Below are 24,149 nucleotides of genomic sequence, written 5' to 3'. Positions count from 1 at the left end.
TGATGCTCCCGCGCTATGCAAATCTCCGCGCGTGCATTGCCCGGCCATCCGCCGCGCGGCCGGCCGGGCCATCGAATTGCCGCGCTCAGGCCGGCTGCGCGGTTGCGCGCGACGGGCCGCGGTTGATCCGCAGCACGATCAGCGCACCGATGATGCACAGCCCGCCCGAGATCATGGACGCGACCGTGTAAGTTCCAAGGCTGGCGCGCAACAGCCCGGCGCCGAGCGCCGCGAACGCCGCGCCGAGCTGGTGGCCCGCGACGATCCAGCCGAACACGACCGGCGCCGCGGCCTTGCCGAACACGTCGGTCGCGAGCCGCACGGTCGGCGGCACGGTCGCGATCCAGTCGAGCCCGTAGAACATCGCGAACAGCGGCAACCCGAAGAAATCGATCCCGAACGCGTGCGGCAGGTAGATCAGCGACAGCCCGCGCAGGCCGTAGTACCAGAACAGCAGCACGCGATTGTCGTAGCGGTCGGACAGCCAGCCCGACAGCGTCGTGCCGAACAGGTCGAACACGCCCATCGCCGCGAGCAGCGACGCGCCCTGCACTTCGGTCATCCCGTAGTCGCTGCACATCGCGATCAGGTGCGTGCCGACGTAACCGTTGGTGCTTGCGCCGCAGATGAAGAAGCTGAAGAACAGCAGCCAGAAATCGCGCGAACGGCTCGCGGTCAGCAGCGTACGGAACGCGACCGTGAGCGGGTTCTCCTTCGTCGTTTCGGGCGCGGGCGGCGCGTCGGCCGGCTCGCCGTACGGGCGCAACTGCACGTCGGCCGGCCGTTCGGGCAACAGGAACGCGACCAGCGGAATCACGATCGCGGCCGCGACCGCGACGACCAGCACGACCGGCCGCCAGCCATGGTGTTGCGCGATCGCCGCGAGCATCGGCAGGAACACGAGCTGGCCGGTGGCCGTGCTCGCGGTCAGGACGCCCATCACGAGGCCGCGCCGCGCATGGAACCAGCGCGTGACGAAGGTCGCGGACAGCGTCAGCGCAACGACACCGGTCGAGCAGCCGACCATCACGCCCCAGATCATCACCATCTGCCAGCTCTGCGTCATCATCGACGACAGCGCGACGCCCGCGCTCATCGTCACGAGCGCGGTGAGAATGGTCGGGCGCAGCCCGAAGCGTTGCATCGCGGCAGCCGCGAACGGGCCCGTCAGTCCGTACAGCGCGATATTCACCGAGATCGCCAGCGAAATCGCCGCGCGACTCCAGCCGAGCTCGCGTTCGAGCGGCACCATCAGCACGCTCGGCGTCGCGCGCGTGCCGGCCGCGGCCAGCAGGATCAGGAATACCACCGCCGCCGCGAGCCATCCGTAGTGGAAGCGCCCGCCGATTCGTGTCACCGCCCAGTTCATCTTCGCGTTCTCCAGTTGGCGGCTCCCGTGCCTCCGCACCCGCGCCGCCCGCCCTGCCAGGCCACCTCCGCCGCACGCTGCATCGGCTGACCCGGGCCGACGCTTGGCATTTGTCTGTCGATCCGACCGGCATTGTTACCGATCGGTCACAATCGTGTTGCGATCGTAGTGACCAATCGGTAACATGTCAAGCAGTCCACTATGCAGTCGAGGGTCATCATGTCGGGCATCGAGATCGCCAAACCGCTGGCGCGCCGCACGCGCCGGCCGATCGACGGCGCCACCGCGCAGGAGCACCTGCTACGCGCCGCCGAGGAGCTGTTTTACAAGGAGGGCGTTCGGACGGTGGGCGTCGAGGCGGTCGTGGAGCGTGCGGGCGTCAACAAGATGAGCCTGTACCGCCAGTTCTCGTCGAAGGACGAGCTGATCCTCGCGTACCTGGAGCGGATGGATGCGTGCTTCTTCGACCGCTTCAACACGAGCGTCGCGAAGCACCCGGGTCAGCCGAAAGCGCAGCTGATCCAGTATTTCGTCGATCTCGCCGAGCGCGCGACGCAGAAGGATTACCGCGGCTGCCCGTTCGTCAACGTCGCGGCCGAATTCCCGGATGTGTCGCACCCGGCCCGCGAGCGCGTCGCGCAGAACAAGGAGCAGCTGATGAAGCGGCTCGTCGCACTGAGCGAAGACGCCGGCGCGCGGCAGCCGCAAGCGCTCGCCGACTCGCTCGCGCTGGTCATCGAAGGCATCTACGCGGCAAGCCAGACCTACCGGCACGGTGAAACGCCGATCGGCGTCGCTCCCGCGCTCGTCACGCAGTTGATCGAAGCCGCCTGCGCGTGACGGCGCGCCCGCTACAATGCGGCCCTCGCCGCCCTTCCGCCCGACTGGTTTCACGATGACCGACACCCGCCCCGAATCGCACGACGACATCCTCGCCGCCACGCGGCACTGGCTCGCGCGCGCGGTGATCGGGCTCAATCTGTGCCCGTTCGCGAAAAGCGTCTATGTCAAGGAACAGGTGCGCTACGCGATCAGCGAAGCGACGACGCTGGAAGACGCGCTCGCCGAACTCGAAACGGAGCTGCGCGCGCTCGACGCGGCGGACTCGCAGCAGGTCGACACGACGCTCGTGATCTTCCCGCATGCATTCGCCGACTTCATCGACTACAACGATGCGCTGTTCTTTGCCGACCGGCTGGTGCGGCAACTGCGGCTCGACGGCGTGCTGCAGATCGCGAGCTTCCATCCGGACTACCGGTTCGAAGGCAGCGAGCCCGACGATATCGAGAACTACACGAACCGCGCGCCGTATCCGATCCTGCACCTGCTGCGCGAGGACAGCATCGCGCGTGCGGTCGATGCGTTCCCGGATGCATCCGCGATCTACGAAAGGAATCAGGAAACGCTGCGCCGCCTCGGCCACGACGGCTGGCGCGAATGGATGCGCCGGCCGGGCGACGACGTCTGACGCGACGGGCAACGTGCGCCGCGCGGCGCACGTTGCCCGTCGCGCAGGTCAGCTGGCGGCCGGTTCGACGGCGTCGCCGCCCGACGCCGCGGCTTCCGGCACGAAGAAGCGTTCGTTCAGCTCGGCAAGCCCGAACATCCCGAGGATCTCGTTCAACCGCTCGCCGGGCCGCCGGCGCGGCAGGTTCTTGTACTGCGCGATGATCAGCTCGTTCTTCATCGAATGCTCCCAGCCGACCAGTTCGGTCACGCTGACCTGGTAGCCGTGCGCTTCGAGCTGCAGGCAGCGCAGCACATTGGTGATCTGGCTACCGAATTCGCGCGTATGCAGCGGATGCCGCCACACTTCCGTCAGCGCGTTCGCGAGCGACTTGCCCTTGTTCCTGCGCAGCACGCCCGCAACCTCTGCCTGGCAGCACGGCACGAGCACGATGTGCTGTGCGCGCTTCGCGAGCGCGAAGCGGATCGCGTCATCGGTCGCCGTGTCGCACGCGTGCAGCGCGGTGACGACGTCGACCGTTTCAGGCAATTTCGGCGACGTGATCGAATCGGCAACCGACAGGTTCAGGAACGACATGCCGCCGAACCCGAGCCGCTCGGCAAGCTCGGCCGAGCGCGTGACCAGCTCCTCGCGGGTCTCGATCCCGTACACGTGCGACGCGAACGCCGGCGTGCCGTGCCCCGGCTGCTGCTTGAAGAACAGGTCGTACAGGATGAAGCCGAGATACGACTTGCCGGCGCCGTGATCGACGAGCGTCACGCTGCCGCGCTCGGCCTGCACGCCGGCGAGCAGCGGCTCGATGAACTGGAACAGGTGATAGACCTGCTTCAGCTTGCGGCGGCTGTCCTGGTTCAGCTTCCCGTCGCGGGTGAGGATGTGCAGTTCCTTCAGCAGCTCGACGGACTGCTCCGGGCGGATTTCGTGGGTCTTGTTCGACATCGTGAAGCGGCGCCGGGCCACGGTCGATCGACCACGGCCCGGCGGCGGGAATTCGTGAGGAATGGCGGTAGTTTACCGAAAATGCGCGGTCAGGCTCGTGCGCCGAGCCGCCAGAGCGACGTGACCTCGGCCTGGCGGGCCGCGTGCAGCGGATCGTCGGCATCCATCGACTTCGGGTGCGCGGGGCGGATGTCGTCGCGGCCGAGCACGACGAGGCCCGCTTCGTCGATCCATTGCAGCAGCGTGTCGCGCGGCCTCAGGCCGAGATGCTCGGCGAAATCGGACAGGATCAGCCAGCCTTCGCCGCCCGGCTCGAGGTGCGCGGCGAGCCCCGCGAGGAAACCGCGCAGCATGCGGCTGTCCGGATCGTAGACCGCATATTCGATCGGTGCGCTCGGCCGGGCCGGCACCCACGGCGGGTTGCAGACCACGAGCGGCGCACGGCCGGCCGGAAACAGATCCGCCTCGACGACCTCGACACGACTCGCGTGGCCCAGCCGCTCGACGTTCTCGCGCGCACAGGCGAGCGCCCGTGCGTCCTGATCGGTCGCAACGACACGCTCGACGCCGCGCGACGCAAGCACGGCCGCCAACACGCCGGTGCCCGTGCCGATGTCGAACGCGAGCGACGTCGCCGGCAGCGTCGCGCGCGCGACGAGTTCGACGTATTCACCACGCACCGGCGAGAACACGCCGTAGTGCGGGTGGATCGGCGCGCCGCCGAGCGCCGGGATCGGCACGCCCTTCTTGCGCCATTCATGCGCGCCGACGAGGCCGAGCAGTTCGCGCAACGACACGACCGACGGCACGCCGCCGGGCCCGTACGCCTCTTCGCATGCGGCGCGCACGTCGGGCGCGCGGCGCAGCGGGATCGTGTAGTCGGCGTCGAGCGGGATCAGCAGCATGCCGAGCGTGCGGGCGCGCTGCGACTGCGCGAGACGATGCAGGTTGAATGCCTCGACGCCGGCCGCGGCCTTTGCCTTCTTCGGCTTGCGCTCGACACGGCGCGCCATCGCCTGCACGAGCTGGCGCGCATTCTGGAAGTCGCCCTGCCAGACGAGCGCGGTGCCCTCGCATGCAAGGCGGTATGCCGCGTCGGCGGTGAGGCGGTCGTCGGCGGGCACCGCGCGCTTCGGCGGTTGCACGCCGGCTTCGGAGCGCCAGCGCACGGCATGATCGGCGCCATCGGCGTCGGTCCAGTGGAAAACAGGGAAATCGGTCACGCGAACTCGGTTACGGTTGGCTTCAACGGGCGGCGCGACCGGATTGCGGGCGCCGCGCGGCTCACACCTTACCGCGCTTTGCCCGCGCGGCAAAGCGCGGGAGCCCGCCCGCGCCGCGCCGCCGCGCTCGCGCGGTTCAACCGCCCCACCCCGGCATCGCGGGCAGGCGCAGCGTGCCGGCATCGTTGAAGTGCACGGTGCCGAGCACGCCGCCCGCAAGCCGGCCGCGCAGCGCATACGGCAGCTCGCCGTTCGCGGCCGCGCCGGGCAGGTTCCACGCCTGCCGCGCGGCGGCGAAGGCCGACACGGAAACCGGCACGTCGAGCACGGCCTCGCCGAAACGCGGCACGGTGCCCGAGCGATCGCTGACGCCGCTCGCGAACGGCGCGCCGTTCAGGTCGAGTGCGACCGAGATGCCGTCGTATTCGATCGGCGCGTCGTTCGGGTTCTGCACGCGCAGCTTCAGGCTGAAACGCATCTCGAGGCCCTGCCCGACAAGCGGTTCGAGCCCGGCGACCGACACGCGCACCGGGTCGCGCGTCAGCCCCGCGCAACCGCCGAGCAGGAGCACGGCGGCACACAGCAGCAGCACGGCGCGCAGCGGCGCGATACGGAACAGGGCTCGGGTCATGGGAAGGCCTCCTAGCGGCAATCGTTGAGCGGATCGTCGCTGCATTGTACCGAGCACGCCTGCGCACGCCGGGTTTCGTAGTTTTCGCAGTCGCGCGAGATCGTTAATAGATTAAAACTACGGAAATACCACCTGAACGGAAAGCACATTAATGCTTTCCAGCATTCAATGAAGCACGGCGAATTCAATAGATGCAATTTCTAAATTTTTCGTTTCCTTTACCTAAAACCATCAAGTATATTTACGCATCCTTCGAGCAAGCCGACAAACCTTGAAACCGCATGACGGTGATTTTACGGAACGGCGACACGCCTTCCTGCCATCCTGCGGCCAGGCCCGGCCAGCCCCGTAGGTCGTCTGTTCAAGGGGATAGCGCGCCCGCGCAGGGCGTGCGGTTCCGTGTCGTGCGCGCGAAATCAATTCAGTACAACACGCGCCCGGCCATTTTGAACCGGCAAGTTAACCGACATCCGGAAATCCAGAGGGGGCAGTAAACCATGATTACCTTCACGTAGTCGGCCGCCGTCTTTTCGAATAATCCGTCATTGGCATTTTCATCGCTGTTGATTAGCGGCGAGGGGATTGCTTTTGCCGGCGTTTTCGCAGCACTGAACGATTCTTTCAACAATCGAGGTTTCAGTCATGTCGATCAACATTCGCAAGATGCGTTATCTGCCGATCGTCGCCGCGCTCGCGCTCGCCGGGTGCGGCGGCGACGACGGCGGCGCGGGCTCGGCTTCCGCGCTCAGCTCCGCCGGCGCGCCGCACTCGGGCTCGTCGCCCACCGTCACCGCGCCGCCAAGCGCATCCAACGTCGACAAGAGCGTATCGCCTGTCGAGTTGCCGGATACCGTGGTACCCGTGAACTACCGGCTCTGGTTCCGCCCGAACGACGCGCTGAACGCGTTCGACGGCCGCGCCGACGTCGAAATCAAGGTGCTGAAGCCGGTCAACAACATCGTGATCGCCGGCCACCGGATCAAGTTCACGAACGGCCGCATCACGCTGCAGCCGGGCAACATCCAGCTGATCGCAACGCCGCAGGACAAGGGTGACTTCTATCAGCTGCGCCCCGTAAGCGGCACGATCTCGCCGGGCAACTATTCGCTGCACATGGAATGGTCGGGCATCATCAACTTCAAGTCGTATGACGATCCGGTCGCGAGGACCGGCGGCAGCTGCGGTAACGATCCGTATCCGGGCTGCTCGGCCGCGGAAGGCATCTTCCGCGTCGACCTGAAGGGCACCGACGGCAAGACGAGCGGCGCGATCCTCACGCAAGGCGAAACCAACCTGTCGCGCCAGTGGTTCCCCGGCTGGGACGAGCCGGCGTTCCGCCCGACCTATGAAGTGACGGCCGAAGTGCCGCAGAGCTGGCGGGTCGTGTCGAACGCGGCCGAGAAGCCGTCGACCAACGTCGGCGGCGGCTACAAGCTCGTGCAGTTCGAGAAGACCCCGCCGATGCCGTCGTACCTGCTGTTCTTCGGCGGCGGCCTGTTCGACACCTACGAGGACGACTTCACGAGCCCGCTGCCGGGCGGCAAGGGCGGCCTGCACCTGCGCGTGTTCACGCCGCCGGGCATGAGCGACTGGGCGAAACCGGCGATGGACCGCACCAAGCAGGCGCTCGACTTCTACTACCGCTACACGGGCATTGCCCTGCCGCTCACGAAGTTCGACACGGTGGCCGCGAACGACGCGTTCAAGGAGCAGAAGGACCTGAACTTCGGCGGGATGGAGAACTGGGGGTCGATCCTCGAGTTCGCCGACGACATCCTGCCGCAGCCGGGCCAGCCGATGTCGCACTATGGCAACGAGGTGCTGACGCACGAAGTCGCGCACCAGTGGTTCGGCGATCTCGTCACGACCGACTGGTGGGACAACGTGTGGCTCAACGAGTCGTTCGCGACGTTCTTCGAGACGAAGACGACGATCCAGTTCTTCCCCGACGAGTTCAGCTGGCTCGACCAGGTGAAGAACAAGTACCGCGTGATCAATCGTGACATCGGCCCGAACGCGTTCCCGGTCGCGCCGAACTTCAACGGCTGGGCGTCGAACGACTTCGTGCTGAGCGCCAGCGCGTTCACATACGACAAGGGCGGCCACGTGCTGAAGACGCTCGAGAACTATCTCGGCGAACAGACGTTGCGGCGCGGTCTGCAGCAGTACCTGGTCGACTACTCGTTCGGCAACGGCACGCCGAAGCGCCTGTGGGATGCGCTGTCGAAGGAAAGCGGCCAGGCGATCGGCGCGATCGGCGACAGCTACGTCCGCCAGACCGGCGTGCCGCTGATCTCGCTCGACACGCAGTGCGACCTGACGAAGAACCAGACCGTCGTCACGCTGAAACAGCAGCCGTTCCCGAACAAGAACGCGTATCCGGGCCTGCAGTGGACGGTACCGATCACGCTCGCGTACGGCCAGGGTCTCGCGAAACGCACGACGCTCGCGCTGAAGGATACGCAGACGCAAACGCGGATCGACGGCTGCTCGGGCGTGGTCGCCGACCCGAGCGGGCTCGACTACTACGTCGTGAACTACAGCGACGCGGCCTGGAGCGGGCTGCTCACGCAGGTCAACGGCTCGACCGATCCGGTCCTGCTCGCGAACCTGAAGAGCGAAGCCGCGCTGCTCGTCGCGAACAACCTCGCGCCCGCGTCGCGTTCGACGTCGATCGGCTCGGTCGCCTCGCCGGCCGCGATGAAGCTGCGCCAGACGCCGACCTTCGGCGGCATCGAGCCGGTGACGAAGGAACGCCCGGCCCTGCAATACCAGGGCATCTTCAAGCCGCGCAAGGTAGTGACGCAGTAACGGTGCGCATCCGGCCGGCGCCGCGCAGCCTGCGGCTGCCGGCCGGCGTACCGGCTTCTCCGACCTTTGACGGGCCTCGCATGCGAGGCCCTTTTTCATGCCCGGCGCCTTGATGTCCGGCATTCGGCCGGCCGCGCGGCGTGCCGGCCGCCGTCGCCGTCATGCCCACGCGGCATCCCACGCCGGCTGCGCGAACCAGGTTGCGAGGAACGCGACGAGCCGCGACGCGCGTGCGGTGCCGCGCGCGGGCTGGCGCAACACGTGGATCGTCGCCTGCTCGGGCGCCGCCGCGAACTGCGGCAGCACCGCGCGCAAGCGTCCGTCGCGCAACGCGTCTGCCGTGAGCCAGGTCGGCAGGTGCGCAAGACCGAGCCCGTCGATCGCGGCTTCGAGCAACGCTTCCGAATGATTGCTGCGAAACCGCGGCTGCGCCGGCACGTGGCGACGCTCGCCGAAGCGCCACGCGCCCGGCGGCGGCGCACCGTGCCATGCCAGGCAGTCGTGGCCGGCGAGCGCGTCGGGCGACTCGGGCTCGCCGCGCCGCGCGAGATACGCCGGGCTCGCGCACAGCACGCGCCGCTGCGGCGCCAGCACGGTCGCGACGAAGCGCGTGTCCTCGAGCGGGCCGATGCGCACCGCGAGATCGACGTCGGAGCCGAGCCGCGCGCCCTGCAGGTCGACCATGGAGTCGGTCAGCACCAGGTCGACCTGCAGCGCCGGATGACGCTGCATGAACGCAGCCAGCGCGGCCATCAGGTGGCGGCGGCCGAACGGCGCCGGGCAGTCGACGCGCAGCAGCCCGCTCGGCTCGTCATGCTGGCTGTGCAGGTCTTCCTGCAGGCCGCGCAGCTCGGCCAGCATCCGCGTCGCGCGCCCGTACAGCAGCTGTCCGGCCTCGGTCGGCCGCAGCGCATGCGTGGTGCGATGCAGGAGACGGATGCCGAGCTGCGTCTCGAGCCGGTCGATGCGCCGCGTGACTGACGACGCGGCGACGCCCAGCCGGCGTGCGGCCGCCGAGAAGCTCTGCTGGTCGACCACGTCGACGAACAGCGCCAGATGCGGGGAAAGAAAGTCGTCCATTCAGTGCCTTCCGATTTGGCTATGCGTCTATCGCAAAACAATCATCCGCCTTTGCACGTTTCCGCGTCAAACCGGGACGACTAGACTGCATTCATCCTTTTCAACCGCTGCACGCCCCGCCGGGCCGCGCGACAGCCATCCGCCACGGAGATCATCATGCGCAGCATCCGCTTCGACGCCCCCGCCGCCGACATCGAGTCGCTCGACGCGCGGGTCAGGGAAATCGACACGCCCGTCCCGGCCGACGGCCAGATGCTGATCGAGGTGCGCGCGGCCGGCGTGAACCCGAGCGACGTGAAGGCCGCGCTCGGCCGCATGCCGCACGCGGTGTGGCCGCGCACGCCCGGGCGCGACTGGGCCGGCATCGTGCGCAGCGGCCCGGACGGCTGGATCGGCGCGCCGGTGTGGGGTTCGGGTGGCGATCTCGGCGTGCATCGCGACGGCTCGCACGCGGAGTGGCTCGTGCTCGACGCGGCGCTGGTGCGTCGCAAGCCCGCCGTGCTGACGCTCGACGAAGCGGCCGGCGTCGGCGTGCCGTTCGTCACCGCATACGAGGGCTTGCGCCGCGCCGGCATGCCGACGGCCGGCGACGTCGTGCTCGTGTTCGGCGCGAACGGGAAGGTCGGCCAGGCCGCGATCCAGCTCGCGACCGCGCACGGCGCGACCGTGATCGGGGTCGAGCGCAGCGCCGGCGGCTATCGCGGCCACGCATCGGGCGACGTGCGCATGATCGATGCGTCGAAGGAATCGGTGGCCGACGCAGTGCGCGCGGCAACCGGCGGCCACGGCGCGGACATCGTCTACAACACGGTCGGCAGCCCGTACTTCGAAGCGGCGAACGCGTCGATGGCGATCGGTGCCCGGCAGATCTTCATCTCGACGATCGACCGCAGCGTGCCGTTCGACATCTTCGCGTTCTATCGCGGCCAGCACACATTCGTGGGCGTCGATTCGCTACAGCTCGGCGGTACCACGGTCGCGCAGATCCTCGACACGCTCGCACCCGGCTTCGGCAACGGCACGCTGCGCCCGTTCCCGATCGGCGACGACTACGTCTACCCGCTCGAGCGCGCACACGACGCGTATCGCGCGGTGCTGGCCGGTGCACGCGAGCGCGTCATCCTCAAGCCCTGACACCGGACCACACGGGAGACCGCCATGATGGATTACGTGATTTCGCTCGCGGTGGGCCTCGGCGTCGGCGTGCTGTACGCGCTGCTGCACGTGCGCTCGCCGGCCCCGCCGCTCGTCGCGCTCGTGGGCCTGCTCGGGATGGTGATCGGCGAACGCGCGATCGCGCTGCTGCGCTGACGAGTCGATCCGGCGCCGGCGGCCCTAACGGTCGTCGCGCCGGCGGAACGCCCACCACGCGGCGAGCCCCGTGAAACCCGCGACGAGCAGCACCATCAGCCAGAAGCCGTGCTTGTTCTCCGAGAACGGCACGCCGCCGACGTTCATCCCGAAGAAGCCGGCGACGATGTTGATCGGCAGCGCGATCACGGTCACGAGCGTCAGCGTGAACAGGGTCCGGTTGTTCTGCTCGTCGAGACGCGAACCGATCTCTTCCTGCAGCAGCTTGATCCGCTCGTTGAGCCCCGCCAGATCGGCCAGCACCAGCGAAAACTCTTCGGTCGATTCGCGCAGCTCCTGCACGTCTTCCAGATGCAGCCACGCAGGCGGTTTCGCGAGCAGCCGGAAGATCGACCCGGGCTCGGGCGCGAGCATGCGCTGCAGGCGCGTCAGCGTGCGGCGCATCGCGCCGAGTTCGATGCGGCTCGACGTGAGCCGCATCGACAGGAAGCGATCCTCGATACGGTCGACGTCGACGCTCGTGCGCCGCATGATCTGGATCAGCAGGTCGGCCTGGTCGCGCAGCAGGTGCACGAGCAGCTCGGCGGGCGACCTGAACGGCTCGCCGTCGCGCACGCACGCGCGCAGCGTGTCGACCGAGCGCAGCGGCTTGAGCCGCGCGGTGACCATGATGCGCCGCTCGACGTGGACGAACAGCGTCGCGATCTCCGACGGCGTCAGTTCGAGGTTGAACATCACGTCGTTGACGATCGCGCGCAACGCGCCGTCTTCCTGCTCGATGCGCGTCGAGCGCGAGCCTTCGTGGAGGAATTCGAAGAAGCTGTCGGGCAGCCCGAGATGCGTGCGCATCCAGCGCTCGCTCGCGCCGTGCGCGAGATTGAAGTGCAGCCAGACGAAATCGTCCGACGCGACATCGTGCTCGCGGCATGCGCGCAGCCACGCGGCAGCCGCGTCCGCATCGAGCGTCGCGCCGGATCCGCCCGGCACGAAGCGGAATCCGCACACCATGCCGGACGTATCGGCGCCGTAAGTCTGTACGATCAGGTCCATCGTGTCGAAGGTCGTGCGGCGCACGGTGCGCCGCGCAAAGCAGGCCGCGCGCCCGCGCCGGAAAAGGAAAGGAGACGTATGCCCGACGGGCATGACGCGCTGGTGACAGCGCCACGCCGCATCATGCCGGCCGATTCCGCGCCCCGAATGCAAAGCGCCGCCCAACGGGCGGCGCAGGTGCGGCGGGTCGACACGCGCGAGACGCGTTACTGCCGCGTCTCCGACTGCGCGGCGCTCGGGCACGCGGGATCCTTGCCCCAGTGACCCTCGCAGACGCGCCAGCGGCACAGTTGATCCTCGAAGAAACCGCGCTCCGAACACTCCTTCACGCGCGACGCCAGCGAGCCGGTCGTCGCGGCCGTCTTGGTCGGCACCGCCTGCGCCTTCTGCGCGGCGAGTTTCTTGTCGGCCGGTTTCGTGCGCGCGACGAGCGCCGCGAGCAGATCCGCATCCGGATCGTCCTTCCCGCCCGCCTTCGCAGTGCGGGTCGGCGTCGCATCGCGATGCTTCTTCGCCTGCGCGAGCTCGGCCTGCTGTTCCTTGTGATGCTTGCGGGCCTCGGCCTTTGCATCGGCCTTCGTGTCGGTCTTGCCATGCGCGGCGACCTTCGCGCCCTTCGCGGCGTCGGCCTTCGCGGTCTTGGTCGTCGCGGCAGCCGCAGCGGCGGCGGCACCGGCCGTGGCCGCGCCCGATGCGTCGTCGGCGCCATTGGCGAGCGCACGCGACAGGCGGCTGTTGTCCGCGGCCGATGCGGACGATGCGGATGCAACGGTTCGGGAAGCTGCGTCGTCGTTGACGATCGTGGCCGGTTGCACGGCGGATGCGGCGGACGCGGCATTCTGCGCGACCTGCACGGCGGCGTCGCTGGCCGCCGCGGCCTTCGCCGGGGCGGCTGCGGCAGGCGCGGCCTCGGCCGAGACGGCGGCGGCCTGCCCGCCCGGATGCTGCATGCGCCACGCGCCCCAGCCACCGACGGCAACCACCAGGGCCACGACGGCGGCGATCGGCGCCTTCAGCGAACGGCGCGGCGGTTCGGCCGGCGGCGTGACACGTCCTTCCAGATTCGCGAGAATGCGCGACTGCTGAGCTCCGTTGCCTGCCGGTTTGGTATCGGACAGCAGGCTGGGCGGAGATTTCGAATTTGAATTTTCCGGCGCACTCATTCAGCGTCTCATTGAATCCTGGTTTAATTCACCGCGATAATATAGCCCGGCCTCTCGAAGCAGCCTGATTCTAAGAGCAAGCATTGCAAAACACAATCAATTCCAATTTCCGGGGATTTCTTTGATTGCCGTCGCACTCGTCGCCTATTTCGCCCTTGCCGTAGCCGTTGCGGCACTGTTGCTTTTACCGGGTATCCGCGCGACCGTTTTCGAATCCGTCACGCAGTTTCACGGCCGCCTGACGCGCCGTGCGAACGATCGCGCCGCGCGTACGCGAAGTCAGATTGTTAAATCGGCAAGCGCTACGCGCGGTGCTTTAAACGACGTGCAAAATTTACTGATTCGGCGACGCTTGATGATTGTGGTGTCGGCAGGTATTCTTGCGACGCCGCCATTGGTCGCCATTGCGTTACGCGGCCGGCAATTGTTCCAGTACGACGACACGGCGCGCGTGCCCGACGAGAAGATCGCCGCGCTGCTGCAGGGCGAACAACTCGTGCCGCCCCCGCCGCTGCCGCCGGAAGTCTTTGCTACCAAGGAAGTCGAACAGGTACGCCCGGCGCTGAAGGATGCGAGCCGCGACTGGAACCTGCTGGATCCGGATTTCCGTACGCGTTTGCTGCTGGTCTACAAGATCATGCACGAACAATATGGTTATGAAATGGCGTTGCTGGAAGGTTACCGGAGCCCGGAACGGCAGAACCGGCTGGCGCAGATGGGCGGTAGCGTGACCAACGCGGCAGCCTTCCAGAGTTATCACCAATTCGGGCTGGCGGCCGACAATGCATTCCTGCGCGACGGCAAGCTGGTCATTTCCGAGAAAGATCCGTGGGCGATGCGCGGCTACCAGTTGTATGGCCAGGTCGCCGAACAGGTTGGCCTGACCTGGGGGGGCCGCTGGAAAATGATGGATCTTGGGCACGTGGAATACCATAAACCCGGTTTTAAACTGGGACGCGGCAGCTAGCCAGGGCTGCCGGACAGGAAATAATGAGGGCGGCATGGGGCTTTTTAATATCCCGGCAGGAAACGATATGGGCGGCGCAAAAAATCATGCATTCCGGTGCGCGATTTTTTCCGGCCGCCGCTTCCGTTTTAAATCTCACAGCGTCCTTTCGTTAATGCGCGCGCCTTCTCCGATGCCGCGGGCGCATTGATGCCAGCCCCCTTCATCCCGCTTGACAGCATGGCGACACATCGCGGCGCCACCCTTACCGCTCGGCGCGCCTGCGTCGCCTCACCGAATCGCACCGGAACCTGAACGTCCTATGCAACGCATCCTCAACGTGCTGACTCATCCGCGTACGCTCTCGATCGTCGGGATCGTCGCGCTAGCGGCCATTCTCTTCATCGTCGCCGACATGCTGCAGCTGCCGCTCCTGTGGGCGGCGATCGCGTTCGCGGCGATCCTCGCGCTGTGGCTCGTCGTCGCGCTGTGGCGCCGCTGGCGCGTGAAGCGCGCGAACCAGCAGCTCGGCCAGGTGCTGGAAGAGCAGGCGGAAACCGGCAAGATCGCCGCGCCCGCCGCCGCCGCGCTCGCCCCCGACGCGAAGACGGCCGACCTCGACGTGCTGCGCACGCGCCTGTCGGACGCGGTGAAGACGATCAAGACGTCGAAGATCGGCCAGGTGTCGGGCGGCTCCGCGCTGTACGAACTGCCGTGGTACATCGTCATCGGCAACCCGGCCGCGGGCAAGAGCAGCGCCGTGCTCAATTCCGGCCTGCAGTTCCCGTTCGCGGACAAGAACAGCGCCGTGATCCACGGCATCGGCGGTACGCGTAACTGCGACTGGTTCTTCACGACCGAGGGGATCCTGCTCGACACGGCCGGCCGCTATTCGGTGCACGAGGAAGACCGCAGCGAATGGCTCGGCTTCCTCGGGCTGCTCAAGCGCTATCGCCCGAAGGCGCCGATCAACGGCATCATCGTCACGGCCAGCATCGCCGAACTCACCGGCAACCGCCCCGAATTCGCGATCAACCTCGCGAAGAACCTCCGTCAGCGCGTTCAGGAGCTGACCGAGAAGCTCGAAGTGTTCGCGCCGGTCTACGTGATGTTCACGAAGGCCGACCTGATCACCGGCTTCACCGAGTTCTTCAGCAGCAGCGACAAGCACGAGTACGACCGCGTGTGGGGCGCCACCCTGCCCTACGAGCCCGACGACAAGCGCGACGTCGTCGCGCAGTTCGACACGCACTTCGAGGAGCTCTACGAAGGGCTGAAGGAAATCAGCGTCGCGCAGCTGTCGCTGTCGCGCGGCAACCAGCTGTCGCCGGGCCAGTTGAGCTTCCCGCTCGAATTCTCGACGATCAAGCCGTCGCTGCGCGCATTCCTCGCGACGCTGTTCGAGAACAACCCGTTCCAGTACAAGCCGATCTTCCGCGGCTTCTACTTCACCAGCGCGCTGCAGGAAGGCGAAACCAACAGCGCGGCCGCGCAGCGCATCGCGCATCGCTTCGGCCTCGACGGCACCGCGCTGCCGAAGCCGCACAGCGCGTTCTCGAAGAACGGCTTCTTCCTGCGCGACCTGTTCTCGAAGGTGATCTTCGCGGATCGCCAGACGGTGCGGCAGTTCGCGAGCCCGACCAAGACGCGGCTGCGCTACGCGACCTTCTTCGGCTTCGTCGCGGCGCTCGCGCTCGCGCTCGGCGGCTGGACCTGGTCGACGATCGGCAACCAGCAGCTCGTCGCGAACGTGCAGGCCGACCTCGACAACGTCACGCGGCTGCAGCAGGGCCGCAACGACCTGCAGTCGCGCCTGCAGGCGATGGACATCCTCGAGGACCGGATCGAGCAGCTCGAGCAGTTCCGCCGCGACAAGCCGGTTTCGGTGTCGCTCGGCCTGTACCAGGGCGACCGTCTCGAGCAGCACCTGCTGACCGAGTATTACAACGGCGTGCGCCAGATCCTGCTGGCCCCGGTGTCGCAGAACCTCGCATCGTTCATGAAGGACGTGAACGCGCACCCCGAGCAGCTCGTGCCGATGACGCGCCCGCCCGAATCGGGTGCCGTGCAGGGTGGCGCGATTCCGGTTTCGACGAACGCGGCAGGCGCCGCGCCGCAAGCCGGCGCCGCCCTGGCCGCATCCGGCACCGCGCCGGCCGCAGCCGCGCCACAGCCGGCCGCACCGCAGGGCGGCCTCTACAGCGACGCGTCGCCGACCAACGTGCAGGACGCGTACAACGCGCTCAAGACGTACCTGATGCTGTCCGACAAGCGTCACGTCGAGCAGGCGCACCTGACCGACCAGCTCGCCCGCTTCTGGCGCGGCTGGCTCGAGACGAATCGCGGCAACATGCCGCGTGACGAGATGATCAAGAGCGCGGAACGCATGATCTCGTTCTACCTGTCGCGCGTGAACGACGACGACTGGCCGATGATCGACGCGAACCTCGCGCTCGTCGACCAGACCCGCGAGAACCTGCGCCGCGTGGTGCGCGGCATGCCGGCCCGCCAACGCGTGTACGAGGAAATCAAGGCGCGCGCATCGACCCGCTTCGCGCCGATGACCATCGCGCGCATCGTCGGCGACGGCAACCAGGGCCTCGTGGCAGGCAGCTACGCGATTCCGGGCACGTTCACGCGCGAAGCGTGGTTCGACTACGTGCAGCCGGCGATCCGCGACGCGGCGACCAAGGAGCTGCAGGCGAAGGACTGGGTGCTGAACACGTCGACGCAGGACGACCTGACGCTCGAGGGCAGCCCCGAGCAGATCCAGAAGACGCTCGTCGGCATGTACAAGACCGAGTACGCGCAGCACTGGCAGAAGTTCATGCAGGGCATCGCGGTGCAGGGCTTCAGCAGCTTCGGCCAGGCCGTCGACGGGATGAACCGCCTCGGCGACCCGCAGGATTCGCCGATCCGCAAGATCCTCGAGACCGCGTACGACCAGACGTCGTGGGACAACCCGTCGCTCGCGAACGTGACGATCAAGAAGGCGCAGACGGGCGTCGTGAACTGGGTCAAGCAGCTGTTCTCGCGCTCGCAGGCCGGCCAGGTGGCGGCCGCCAACATCGACATCAACGGCAATCCGGCCGAGGTGCCGATGGGTCCGATCGGCCAGGAATTCATCGGGCTCGCGCGGATCGTCGCGACGCACGACGGCACGTCGATGCTCAAGAGCTACATGGATTCGCTGTCGAAGGTCCGCACGCGCTTCAACGTGATCAAGAACCAGGGCGACCCGGGCCCGGGCGCGCGCCAGCTGATGCAGCAGACGCTCGACGGCAACGGTTCGGAACTCGCCGATTCGCTGAAGCTCGTCGACGAGCAGATGCTGACGGGCCTCACCGATTCGCAACGCAAGTCGCTGCGTCCGCTGCTGGTGCGGCCGCTGATGCAGGCGTTCGCGGTCGTGATCCAGCCGGCCAGCGCCGAAGTCAACAAGGTGTGGAACGCGCAGGTCTACCAGCCGTTCCAGAACTCGCTCGCGACGAAGTACCCGTTCGCGGCGAACGCGAAGGTCGAGGCCGGCGCCGGCGAGATCGCGCAGGTGTTCGGTCCGGACGGCTCGATCGCGAAGTTCGTCGGCACGACGCTCGGGCCGCTCGCGGTGCGCCGCGGCGACACCCTCGCCGCCCGCACCTGGGGCGACATGGGCATCGGCCTCACGCCGGACTTCACGAACGGCTTCGCGCGCTGGGTCGCGCCGCTCGCGGGCGGTGCGGCAGGCAGCGCGGCCGCGTCGTCCGAACCGCAGACCGTGTTCCAGATCCTGCCGCAGCCGAGCACGGGCACGACGGAATACACGATCGCGATCGACGGCCAGCAGCTGCGCTACCGCAACACGCCGCCGCAGTGGACCAACTTCGTGTGGCCGAACCCGCAGGGCTCGCCGGGCGCGACGCTGTCCGCGACGACCTTCGACGGCCGCACGGTGCAGCTCGTCAACGAGCCGGGCCGCTACGGTCTCGAGAAGCTGATCAACTCGGCGCAGCGCAAGCGCCGTCCGGACGGCACCTTCGACCTGACGTGGGCGCAGGGCAGCGTGAACGTGTCGGTGACGATGCGCATCATCAGCACGTCGCAGCCGACCAGCGGCGGCGGTGACCAGCCGCAGCAGCAGAGCCTGCGCGGCCTGCAGCTGCCGTCGTCGGTCGCCGACGCGAGCGCGGGCGCCGCGCTGAACGCGACCCAGTCCGCCGGCACGGGCACGCCGGCCGCAGCGCCGGCCGTCGCGGCCGCCAACGCAACGAATGCACAGGGGGCGCAATGACGCAAACCGTACAGGCGCAGATCGCCTACTTCGGCAAGATTCCGTCGCGCGGCGACTTCGTGAAGAGCCCGCACAACCCGCAGTTGCTGCAGACGCTCGACCGCTGGATCGCGCAGGCGCTCGAACTGCTCGCGGAAGATCCGCGCTGGAAGCTCGTCTACGAGGATGCGAAGCCGATGCATTTCGCATTCCTCGGCTCGCGCAGCAAGCTCGCGATCGCGGGCCACATGGTCGCGAGCCACGACGTATCGATGCGCCGCTTCCCGTTCCTTGGCGCAACCGCGCTCGAGGTCGACCGGCCGCTCGCGTTCCTCGCGCGCAGCCCGCTCGCGTTCGCGCGGCTGTGGTCGCGCGTCGCGACGCAGATCCCGCCGCTGCTCGGCAAGGAAGAGCCGCCCGGCGCGCTGCAGGCGCTCGGCGACACGCAGGTGCCGATCGACGTCGGCGGCCCCGGCACGTCGCATGACGGCACCTTCAACGATTTCGTCGAACACCAGTCGCTGCACGGCCTCCAGGAAATGCTGCTCGAAAGCGGTCACCCCGTGCGGCTGCGCGGCGCGATGCTCGCGCTCGGCTCGCTGCTGCGGCCCGTGATGCAGAGCGGCTCGTCGCACATCGAGCGCGGCCTCACGCTGCCGCTGCCGGTCGATCCGTTCTACCGCAGCCTCGTCGCCGCGTTCTGGCTCGAACTGATCGCGCCGTTCGTCGCGCAGGCCGACTTCGAGCTCGCGATCTTCATCGGCACGATCGCCGAGCGCGAACGGCTCATCATCGGCTTCAACGGCGCGTCGGCAAAAACCTTGCTGAGCGTCGTCGACCCGCAGACCTACGCCGCCCACAACATCGACATCGACGATCCCGAGTGGATCGACGCCCATGCGCAAAACGATCACCAGATCAGCAAGCTCGTCAGCTACCTCGACCAACCGCAACTCTCGCTGCGCGTCGCCATCGACGCGTTCCGCGAAGCGTTCATCGGAGGCTGACGGGATGCATCGCACGATTCACGTCCGGCGCGCGCGCCTTTCGGCCGCCTTCTCACCCGCCGTCGCCACCCTCCTCGCCGCCGGGCTGTTCGCCAGCGGCGCGGCCTTCGCGCAGAACACGGGCGCGACCGTCACGCCGGTCGGCAACGGCACGGTCACGACGACCGCGCTGCCCGCGAACATCGGCGTCGCGCCGGGGACCGCCTCCGGCGCCGTCGTGCACGGCACGGCCGGCACCACGAGCACCGTCACACCACCGCCTGCGAATGCGACGCCGGGCCAGGTGGTCGTCGGCGGCAAGGTGCCCGACGAGGCGACCAAGGCCGCCGTGCTGCAGAAGCTGCGCGATACCTACGGCGCGACGAACGTCGTCGACCAGATCGAGGTGGGTGACGTGGCAACGCCGCCGAACTGGAGTGCGAACGTGCAGAAACTGCTCGGCGCGCAGCTCAAGCAGATCAGCAAGGGGCAGCTGAAGATCAACGGCACGCAGATCGAGATGAAGGGCGAGGTGCACAACGAGGCGCAACGCCAGCAGCTCGCGAGCGACATGGCGAACACGCTGAACCCGACGTACACGATCAGGAACGGGCTGCGCGTGTCGGCGTCCGAACAGGGCGTGCTCGACCAGACGCTCGCGAACCGCACGATCGAGTTCGAGACCGGCAGCGCGACGCTCACGCCGCAGGGCAAGCTGATTCTCGACCAGATGGCGGCCGCGCTCGCGAAGATGCAGAACCGCACCGTCGACATCATCGGCCACACCGACAACTCGGGGAACCGCACGTCGAACATCGCGCTGAGCCAGGCGCGCGCGGATGCGGTGAAGGGCTACCTGATCACGAAGAACATTCCGCCGCAGCAGATGACGACGACGGGTGTCGGGCCGGATCAGCCGATCGCGCCGAACGATACGGCGGACGGGCGGGCGCGGAATCGGCGAATCGAGTTCCGGGTGGGGCAGTAACGGGGAATCGACCGGCCGCTTCCATGCGAAGCGGCACGGCACACGACGGGCGGCCGCAGCGATGCGCCGCCCGTGTTGCGTTTACGACTGCTCGTCCGGCCTCACACCCAGCAGCTCGCGAATATGCGACAGCGAGCCGTCGTCCTTCACGACGCTCTCGAGCCACTTGTGCAGCGGCATGTCGGCCCATTCGGCGGCCTTGTCGGCAAGATACGCGACCGGGCTGTGCGGCTCGGTCTGGCGGAAATAGCGGGCGACCGCGCGCAACTGGTCGACGGCCTGCGCACGGTTCTGGATGCCGGCGATCATCTGCGGCACCGGGGCGCGCGGAACGGGCTGCGGCTGCACATGAGTCTCCTCGGTCTGAATCGGATTGCCGAACACCGGCTCGATGCGTTCGGGCTGCGCCTGCGGCGCCGACTGCGTATGCGGCGCGCTGCCCGTATAGCCCTGCTCGCGCGCAAAGCGCTCGGCGAGCCGGTACACGGTCTCGAACGCGTCGCGCGCCTGCCGGAAGCTCGGCGCGGAATCGCCGGCGCGTTCGACGAGCCGATCCTCGAACGCATCGAGCGCGAATTCGAACGCCTTCAGGTTTGCGAGCAACGCCGTGTAGAACGCGATCGACGTCACGCGCCGCGACGAATCGATCTGCTCGATCGACGGCTTGCCGCGTGCGATCTCGTCCGCGTGTTCGGGGTCGCGCTTGATGGCCTGTGCGACGTGCTGCGCCACTTCCCAGTCGAGCGTGCTGAACGCGTTCGACGCGCCGTCCGTCATCGGCACCGCGCGCAGCAGCTCGGCCGTGCGGCCGGACAGCCATGCGACGTTGCCGAGCCGGTGCTCGGTGTCGTCGTCCTCGGGCAGCGGGTGCACGGTGTCCCAGAAGTCGCGGCACAGGCCCTCGAGCAGCGCATAGCCTTCGGTGAGGCCGGTGATGCCGTCCTCGAGCGCGAGCGCCTCGGTCAGCCACACGGCGAGCCGCAGGTCCTTCGTGCGCGTGCGCAGCAGTTCGCCCGCATGGTCGACCACGAAGCCCCAGTCGGCCTCCTTGATCTCGGTCACCCATTCGCCCTGGTCGAGCGTCGGATCGTCGTAGCGCCGCGCATCCTGGATCGCGTCGAATTCGTTCGAAAACAGCAGGTCGTCGCCGCTGGGCGACGCATCGCTGATCGGCGTCAGCAGCTCGGGGAGATTGATCGGCATGGTTCGGTCAGTTCATCAAATGCTTGCGTTGCACGGCCGCGCTCATTCGACGGTGTACGTGAATTCGCCGGCCTCGTCCGCGCGCACCGCGATGCGCGCGATGGCCTCGCCGTCGGCGATCCGGCCAAGCACGTGGCCCGCGATCTCCGGCAGCAGCGTACCGTTGAGAATGTGGTCGACGTTGCGGGCGCCCGAGTCGACCTCGGTGCAGCGCGCGAGCACCGCATCGACGAGCGATTCGTCCCATTCGAACGCCGCCTTGTGGTTCGCCTCGATCCGGCGGCGGATCCGCTCGAGCTTCAGCTCGATGATCTCGGCCAGCACGTCGTCGGAAATCGGGTAGTACGGCACGACCTTCATCCGCCCGAGGAACGCGGGCTTGAAGGTCTTGTACAGCTGCGGGCGCAGCGTCTCGGCGAGCGCGTCCGGATCCGGCAGCTCCTCGGCCGGCTTGTTCAGGCACGCCTGCATCACCGCGGCGGAGCCGACGTTCGACGTCAGGATGATCAGCGTGTTGCGGAAGTCGATCTCGCGCCCTTCCGCGTCGTCCATCGCGCCCTTGTCGAACACCTGGAAGAACATCTCGAGCACGTCGGGGTGCGCCTTCTCGACCTCGTCGAGCAGCACGACGGAATACGGGTTGCGGCGCACGGCCTCGGTCAGCACGCCGCCTTCGCCGTAGCCGACGTAGCCCGGCGGCGAGCCCTTCAGGCCCGACACGCTGTGCGCCTCCTGGTACTCGCTCATGTTGATCGTGACCATCTTGCGCTCGCCGCCGTACAGGATGTCGGCCAGCGCGAGCGCCGTCTCGGTCTTGCCGACGCCCGACGGCCCGACGAACATGAACACGCCGCGCGGCTTGTTCGGATCCTCGAGGTTCGCGGTCGCGGTGCGCACGCGCTGCGCGATCGCGTCGAGCGCATGGTCCTGGCCGATCACGCGCGCGGCAAGCAGCGGCTGCAGGTTCAGCACCGTGTCGATCTCGTCCTTCACCATCCGGCCGAGCGGAATACCCGTCCACGCAGCGACGATCTCGGCCACCACGTGGCCGTCGACCTGCAGCGGCACCATCGGCTCGCCGCCCTGCAGCGCATGCAGCGCGGCGACGCGCTCGGCGAGCTTGTCGCGGGTCGCCTGCACGTCGACCGGCTGGCCGTCTTCCGACGGGCCGCGTGCCTTGTCGAGCGCTTCGCGCAACGCGGTGATCTCGGCGACGATCGCGCGCTCGGCTTCATAGCGCGCTTCGTCCTTCGCGAGCTGTTCGAGCGCGGTGTCGCGCGTGCCGCGCAGCTCGCCGAGCCGCTCGTCGTGCGACGCGCCGCCGGCCGCCTCGCGCTCCAGCGACGCGATTTCCGCGTCGATCCGCTCGATGCGCTTCTTCGTGTCGTCGATCGCCGCCGGCGTCGCGCTGTGCGCCAGCGCAACCTTCGCGCACGCGGTGTCGAGCACGCTGATCGCCTTGTCCGGCAGCTGGCGGCCGCTGATGTAGCGGTGCGACAGGCGCACGGCCTCGGTGATCGCGTCGTCGAGGATCCGCACGTTGAAGTGCTTCTCCATCAGGGCGGACATCCCGCGCAGCATCGCGGCCGCGAGCGGTTCGCTCGGCTCCTCGACCTTCACGACCTGGAAGCGGCGTGCGAGCGCCGCATCCTTCTCGAAATACTTCTTGTATTCGCTCCACGTCGTCGCGGCAATCGTGCGCAGCTCGCCGCGCGCGAGCGCCGGCTTCAGCAGGTTCGCCGCGTCGTTCTGGCCGGCCTGGCCGCCCGCGCCGATGATCGTGTGCGCCTCGTCGATGAACAGGATGATCGGGTGCGCGCTCTTCTTCACCTCGTCGATCACGCTCTTCAGGCGGTTCTCGAACTCGCCCTTCACGCTCGCGCCGGCCTGCAGCAGCCCCATGTCGAGCACGTGCAGCGCGACGCCGCGCAGCGGCGGCGGCACGTCTTCGGCCGCGATGCGCAGCGCGAGGCCCTCGACGACCGCCGTTTTGCCGACGCCGGCCTCGCCGGTCATGATCGGGTTGTTCTGGCGGCGGCGCATCAGGATGTCGATCGCCTGGCGGATCTCGGCTTCGCGGCCGATCACCGGGTCGATCTTGCCGTCGCGTGCGCGCTGCGTGAGGTTGGTCGTGTACGTGTCGAGCGCGGGCGTCTTCGACGGGCCGGCCGCGGGTGCCGCGCCGTCAGCCGCCGGCGTCATGCCGTTGTCGTCCGCCTCGCCCTGGCGCGGCTCGGCCTCGCTCGACCCGGCCACGATCTCGTCGAACTTGTGCTTCAGGTCCGTCACGTTCACTTCCGCGAACTGCGACGACATCCGCTGCGCGAACTGCGCGAGATCCGGCGCGGTCAGCAGTGCGAGCAGCAGGTGGCCGGAGCGAATGCGGCCGAGTTGCGAATCGAGCGACGCGATCAGCCACGCCTGCTCGAACAGCGCGATCAGGTGCACGGAAAACACCGGCGTGCGCGTGTTGCCCGTCTTCAGGCGCGTCAGCTCGCGCTCCAGGTCGGCACGCAGCGCATGCGGATCGACGCGGCTTGCGCGCAGCGCGAGCGGCAGGTCGCCCGCCGGCTCCTCGAGCAACGCGAGGAACAGGTGCTCCAGATCGACCTCGTAATGGCCGCGCGCCAGGCACGCGCTTGCCGCACGCTCGGCCGCGTGACGGCACAGCGGGTTCAGTTTCGTGATCAGGGTCTTCAGAGGCGTGCTCATGGCGTCGATCTCAGGTTCGT

At 67.9% G+C, this 24,149-nt stretch carries 18 protein-coding genes; 9 read left to right on the top strand and 9 right to left on the bottom strand.

Features of this window, described 5'->3' with window-relative positions; all coding sequences use genetic code 11:
- Nucleotides 1–85 precede the first annotated feature (85 nt).
- Nucleotides 86–1,369, bottom strand: a complete 1,284-nt coding sequence (locus LGN17_RS32120; RefSeq protein WP_226200934.1) for an MFS transporter — start codon at nucleotides 1,367–1,369, stop codon at nucleotides 86–88.
- A 219-nt stretch (nucleotides 1,370–1,588) separates the two neighbouring features.
- Between LGN17_RS32120 and LGN17_RS32115 the strand changes: the two genes are divergently transcribed.
- Nucleotides 1,589–2,209, top strand: coding sequence for a TetR/AcrR family transcriptional regulator (locus LGN17_RS32115; RefSeq protein ID WP_226200986.1), 621 nt, complete (start codon nucleotides 1,589–1,591; stop codon nucleotides 2,207–2,209).
- A 55-nt stretch (nucleotides 2,210–2,264) separates the two neighbouring features.
- Nucleotides 2,265–2,837 (top strand): DUF1415 domain-containing protein, encoded by a 573-nt coding sequence (locus LGN17_RS32110; RefSeq protein WP_226200933.1) that lies wholly within the window; start codon nucleotides 2,265–2,267, stop codon nucleotides 2,835–2,837.
- 48 nt (nucleotides 2,838–2,885) lie between these two features.
- Here the strand turns inward: LGN17_RS32110 and LGN17_RS32105 are convergent, their stop codons facing one another.
- From LGN17_RS32105 to LGN17_RS32095, 3 genes are all read right to left on the bottom strand, one after another.
- Nucleotides 2,886–3,776 (bottom strand): class I SAM-dependent methyltransferase, encoded by an 891-nt coding sequence (locus LGN17_RS32105; protein ID WP_226200932.1) that lies wholly within the window; start codon nucleotides 3,774–3,776, stop codon nucleotides 2,886–2,888.
- An 89-nt stretch (nucleotides 3,777–3,865) separates the two neighbouring features.
- Complete coding sequence (locus LGN17_RS32100) at nucleotides 3,866–4,999, bottom strand: methyltransferase (RefSeq protein ID WP_226200931.1); 1,134 nt, start codon at nucleotides 4,997–4,999, stop codon at nucleotides 3,866–3,868.
- Nucleotides 5,000–5,135: 136 nt separating this feature from the next.
- Entirely contained in the window at nucleotides 5,136–5,630 is a 495-nt protein-coding gene (locus tag LGN17_RS32095; RefSeq protein WP_226200930.1) for an LEA type 2 family protein, read from the bottom strand.
- Between the two features lie 642 nt (nucleotides 5,631–6,272).
- Here LGN17_RS32095 and LGN17_RS32090 point away from each other — a divergent pair.
- Nucleotides 6,273–8,441 (top strand): M1 family metallopeptidase, encoded by a 2,169-nt coding sequence (locus LGN17_RS32090; RefSeq protein WP_175971666.1) that lies wholly within the window; start codon nucleotides 6,273–6,275, stop codon nucleotides 8,439–8,441.
- 159 nt (nucleotides 8,442–8,600) lie between these two features.
- Here LGN17_RS32090 and LGN17_RS32085 read toward each other — a convergent pair whose 3' ends face one another.
- Nucleotides 8,601–9,521 carry a LysR family transcriptional regulator gene (locus LGN17_RS32085; RefSeq protein ID WP_175957684.1) on the bottom strand — a complete coding sequence of 307 codons (921 nt, stop codon included), beginning with the start codon at nucleotides 9,519–9,521 and terminating at the stop codon, nucleotides 8,601–8,603.
- Between the two features lie 156 nt (nucleotides 9,522–9,677).
- Between LGN17_RS32085 and LGN17_RS32080 the strand changes: the two genes are divergently transcribed.
- Together LGN17_RS32080 and LGN17_RS32075 are read left to right on the top strand one after the other, a co-directional pair.
- Entirely contained in the window at nucleotides 9,678–10,655 is a 978-nt protein-coding gene (locus LGN17_RS32080) for a quinone oxidoreductase family protein (RefSeq protein ID WP_175957683.1), read from the top strand.
- Nucleotides 10,656–10,679: 24 nt separating this feature from the next.
- A complete protein-coding gene (locus LGN17_RS32075; RefSeq protein WP_122944340.1) occupies nucleotides 10,680–10,832 on the top strand; it encodes a DUF1427 family protein in 153 nt (50 codons plus the stop codon).
- 24 nt (nucleotides 10,833–10,856) lie between these two features.
- Here LGN17_RS32075 and LGN17_RS32070 read toward each other — a convergent pair whose 3' ends face one another.
- Both LGN17_RS32070 and LGN17_RS32065 read right to left on the bottom strand, forming a co-directional pair.
- Entirely contained in the window at nucleotides 10,857–11,882 is a 1,026-nt protein-coding gene (locus LGN17_RS32070; RefSeq protein ID WP_226200929.1) for a transporter, read from the bottom strand.
- A gap of 206 nt (nucleotides 11,883–12,088) precedes the next feature.
- The gene (locus LGN17_RS32065; RefSeq protein ID WP_226200928.1) at nucleotides 12,089–13,045 is read right to left on the bottom strand and encodes a phage tail protein; all 957 of its coding nucleotides are present in this window, start codon (nucleotides 13,043–13,045) and stop codon (nucleotides 12,089–12,091) included.
- Between the two features lie 121 nt (nucleotides 13,046–13,166).
- On the opposite strand from LGN17_RS32065, the gene LGN17_RS32060 reads away from it, so the two are divergent.
- From LGN17_RS32060 to LGN17_RS32045, 4 genes are all read left to right on the top strand, one after another.
- Entirely contained in the window at nucleotides 13,167–14,012 is an 846-nt protein-coding gene (locus LGN17_RS32060; protein WP_175957680.1) for a M15 family metallopeptidase, read from the top strand.
- Between the two features lie 301 nt (nucleotides 14,013–14,313).
- Complete coding sequence (gene tssM / locus LGN17_RS32055) at nucleotides 14,314–18,261, top strand: type VI secretion system membrane subunit TssM (RefSeq protein ID WP_226200927.1); 3,948 nt, start codon at nucleotides 14,314–14,316, stop codon at nucleotides 18,259–18,261.
- Nucleotides 18,258–19,247 (top strand): type VI secretion system-associated protein TagF, encoded by a 990-nt coding sequence (gene tagF / locus LGN17_RS32050; protein ID WP_175957678.1) that lies wholly within the window; start codon nucleotides 18,258–18,260, stop codon nucleotides 19,245–19,247. The genes tssM and tagF overlap by 4 nt, the downstream gene beginning before the upstream one ends.
- A 4-nt stretch (nucleotides 19,248–19,251) precedes the next feature.
- On the top strand, nucleotides 19,252–20,214 hold the full coding sequence (locus tag LGN17_RS32045) for an OmpA family protein (RefSeq protein ID WP_226200926.1): 963 nt from the start codon (nucleotides 19,252–19,254) through the stop codon (nucleotides 20,212–20,214).
- An 81-nt stretch (nucleotides 20,215–20,295) separates the two neighbouring features.
- Here the strand turns inward: LGN17_RS32045 and tssA are convergent, their stop codons facing one another.
- Nucleotides 20,296–21,417, bottom strand: a complete 1,122-nt coding sequence (gene tssA, locus LGN17_RS32040) for a type VI secretion system protein TssA (protein ID WP_226200925.1) — start codon at nucleotides 21,415–21,417, stop codon at nucleotides 20,296–20,298.
- Nucleotides 21,418–21,459: 42 nt separating this feature from the next.
- On the bottom strand, nucleotides 21,460–24,129 hold the full coding sequence (gene tssH, locus LGN17_RS32035; RefSeq protein ID WP_226200924.1) for a type VI secretion system ATPase TssH: 2,670 nt from the start codon (nucleotides 24,127–24,129) through the stop codon (nucleotides 21,460–21,462).
- Nucleotides 24,130–24,149 lie beyond the last annotated feature (20 nt).

Origin of the sequence: Burkholderia sp. AU30280, assembly GCF_020420125.1 — a bacterium.
In the GTDB taxonomy this organism is placed as follows: Bacteria; Pseudomonadota; Gammaproteobacteria; order Burkholderiales; family Burkholderiaceae; genus Burkholderia.
Note: the sequence above shows the minus strand (reverse complement) of the source record. Positions and strands in the feature narration are given on the sequence as shown.

Excerpts from the sequence above, each read along its gene's own strand:
- LGN17_RS32120 (WP_226200934.1), bottom strand. The coding sequence starts at position 1,369 with ATGAACTGGGCGGTGACACGAATCGGCGGGCGCTTCCACTACGGATGG.
- LGN17_RS32115 (WP_226200986.1), top strand. The coding sequence starts at position 1,589 with ATGTCGGGCATCGAGATCGCCAAACCGCTGGCGCGCCGCACGCGCCGG.
- LGN17_RS32110 (WP_226200933.1), top strand. The coding sequence starts at position 2,265 with ATGACCGACACCCGCCCCGAATCGCACGACGACATCCTCGCCGCCACG.
- LGN17_RS32105 (WP_226200932.1), bottom strand. The coding sequence starts at position 3,776 with ATGTCGAACAAGACCCACGAAATCCGCCCGGAGCAGTCCGTCGAGCTG.
- LGN17_RS32095 (WP_226200930.1), bottom strand. The coding sequence starts at position 5,630 with ATGACCCGAGCCCTGTTCCGTATCGCGCCGCTGCGCGCCGTGCTGCTG.
- LGN17_RS32090 (WP_175971666.1), top strand. The coding sequence starts at position 6,273 with ATGTCGATCAACATTCGCAAGATGCGTTATCTGCCGATCGTCGCCGCG.
- LGN17_RS32085 (WP_175957684.1), bottom strand. The coding sequence starts at position 9,521 with ATGGACGACTTTCTTTCCCCGCATCTGGCGCTGTTCGTCGACGTGGTC.
- LGN17_RS32080 (WP_175957683.1), top strand. The coding sequence starts at position 9,678 with ATGCGCAGCATCCGCTTCGACGCCCCCGCCGCCGACATCGAGTCGCTC.
- LGN17_RS32075 (WP_122944340.1), top strand. The coding sequence starts at position 10,680 with ATGATGGATTACGTGATTTCGCTCGCGGTGGGCCTCGGCGTCGGCGTG.
- LGN17_RS32070 (WP_226200929.1), bottom strand. The coding sequence starts at position 11,882 with ATGGACCTGATCGTACAGACTTACGGCGCCGATACGTCCGGCATGGTG.
- LGN17_RS32065 (WP_226200928.1), bottom strand. The coding sequence starts at position 13,045 with ATGAGTGCGCCGGAAAATTCAAATTCGAAATCTCCGCCCAGCCTGCTG.
- tssM (WP_226200927.1), top strand. The coding sequence starts at position 14,314 with ATGCAACGCATCCTCAACGTGCTGACTCATCCGCGTACGCTCTCGATC.
- tagF (WP_175957678.1), top strand. The coding sequence starts at position 18,258 with ATGACGCAAACCGTACAGGCGCAGATCGCCTACTTCGGCAAGATTCCG.
- LGN17_RS32045 (WP_226200926.1), top strand. The coding sequence starts at position 19,252 with ATGCATCGCACGATTCACGTCCGGCGCGCGCGCCTTTCGGCCGCCTTC.
- tssA (WP_226200925.1), bottom strand. The coding sequence starts at position 21,417 with ATGCCGATCAATCTCCCCGAGCTGCTGACGCCGATCAGCGATGCGTCG.
- tssH (WP_226200924.1), bottom strand. The coding sequence starts at position 24,129 with ATGAGCACGCCTCTGAAGACCCTGATCACGAAACTGAACCCGCTGTGC.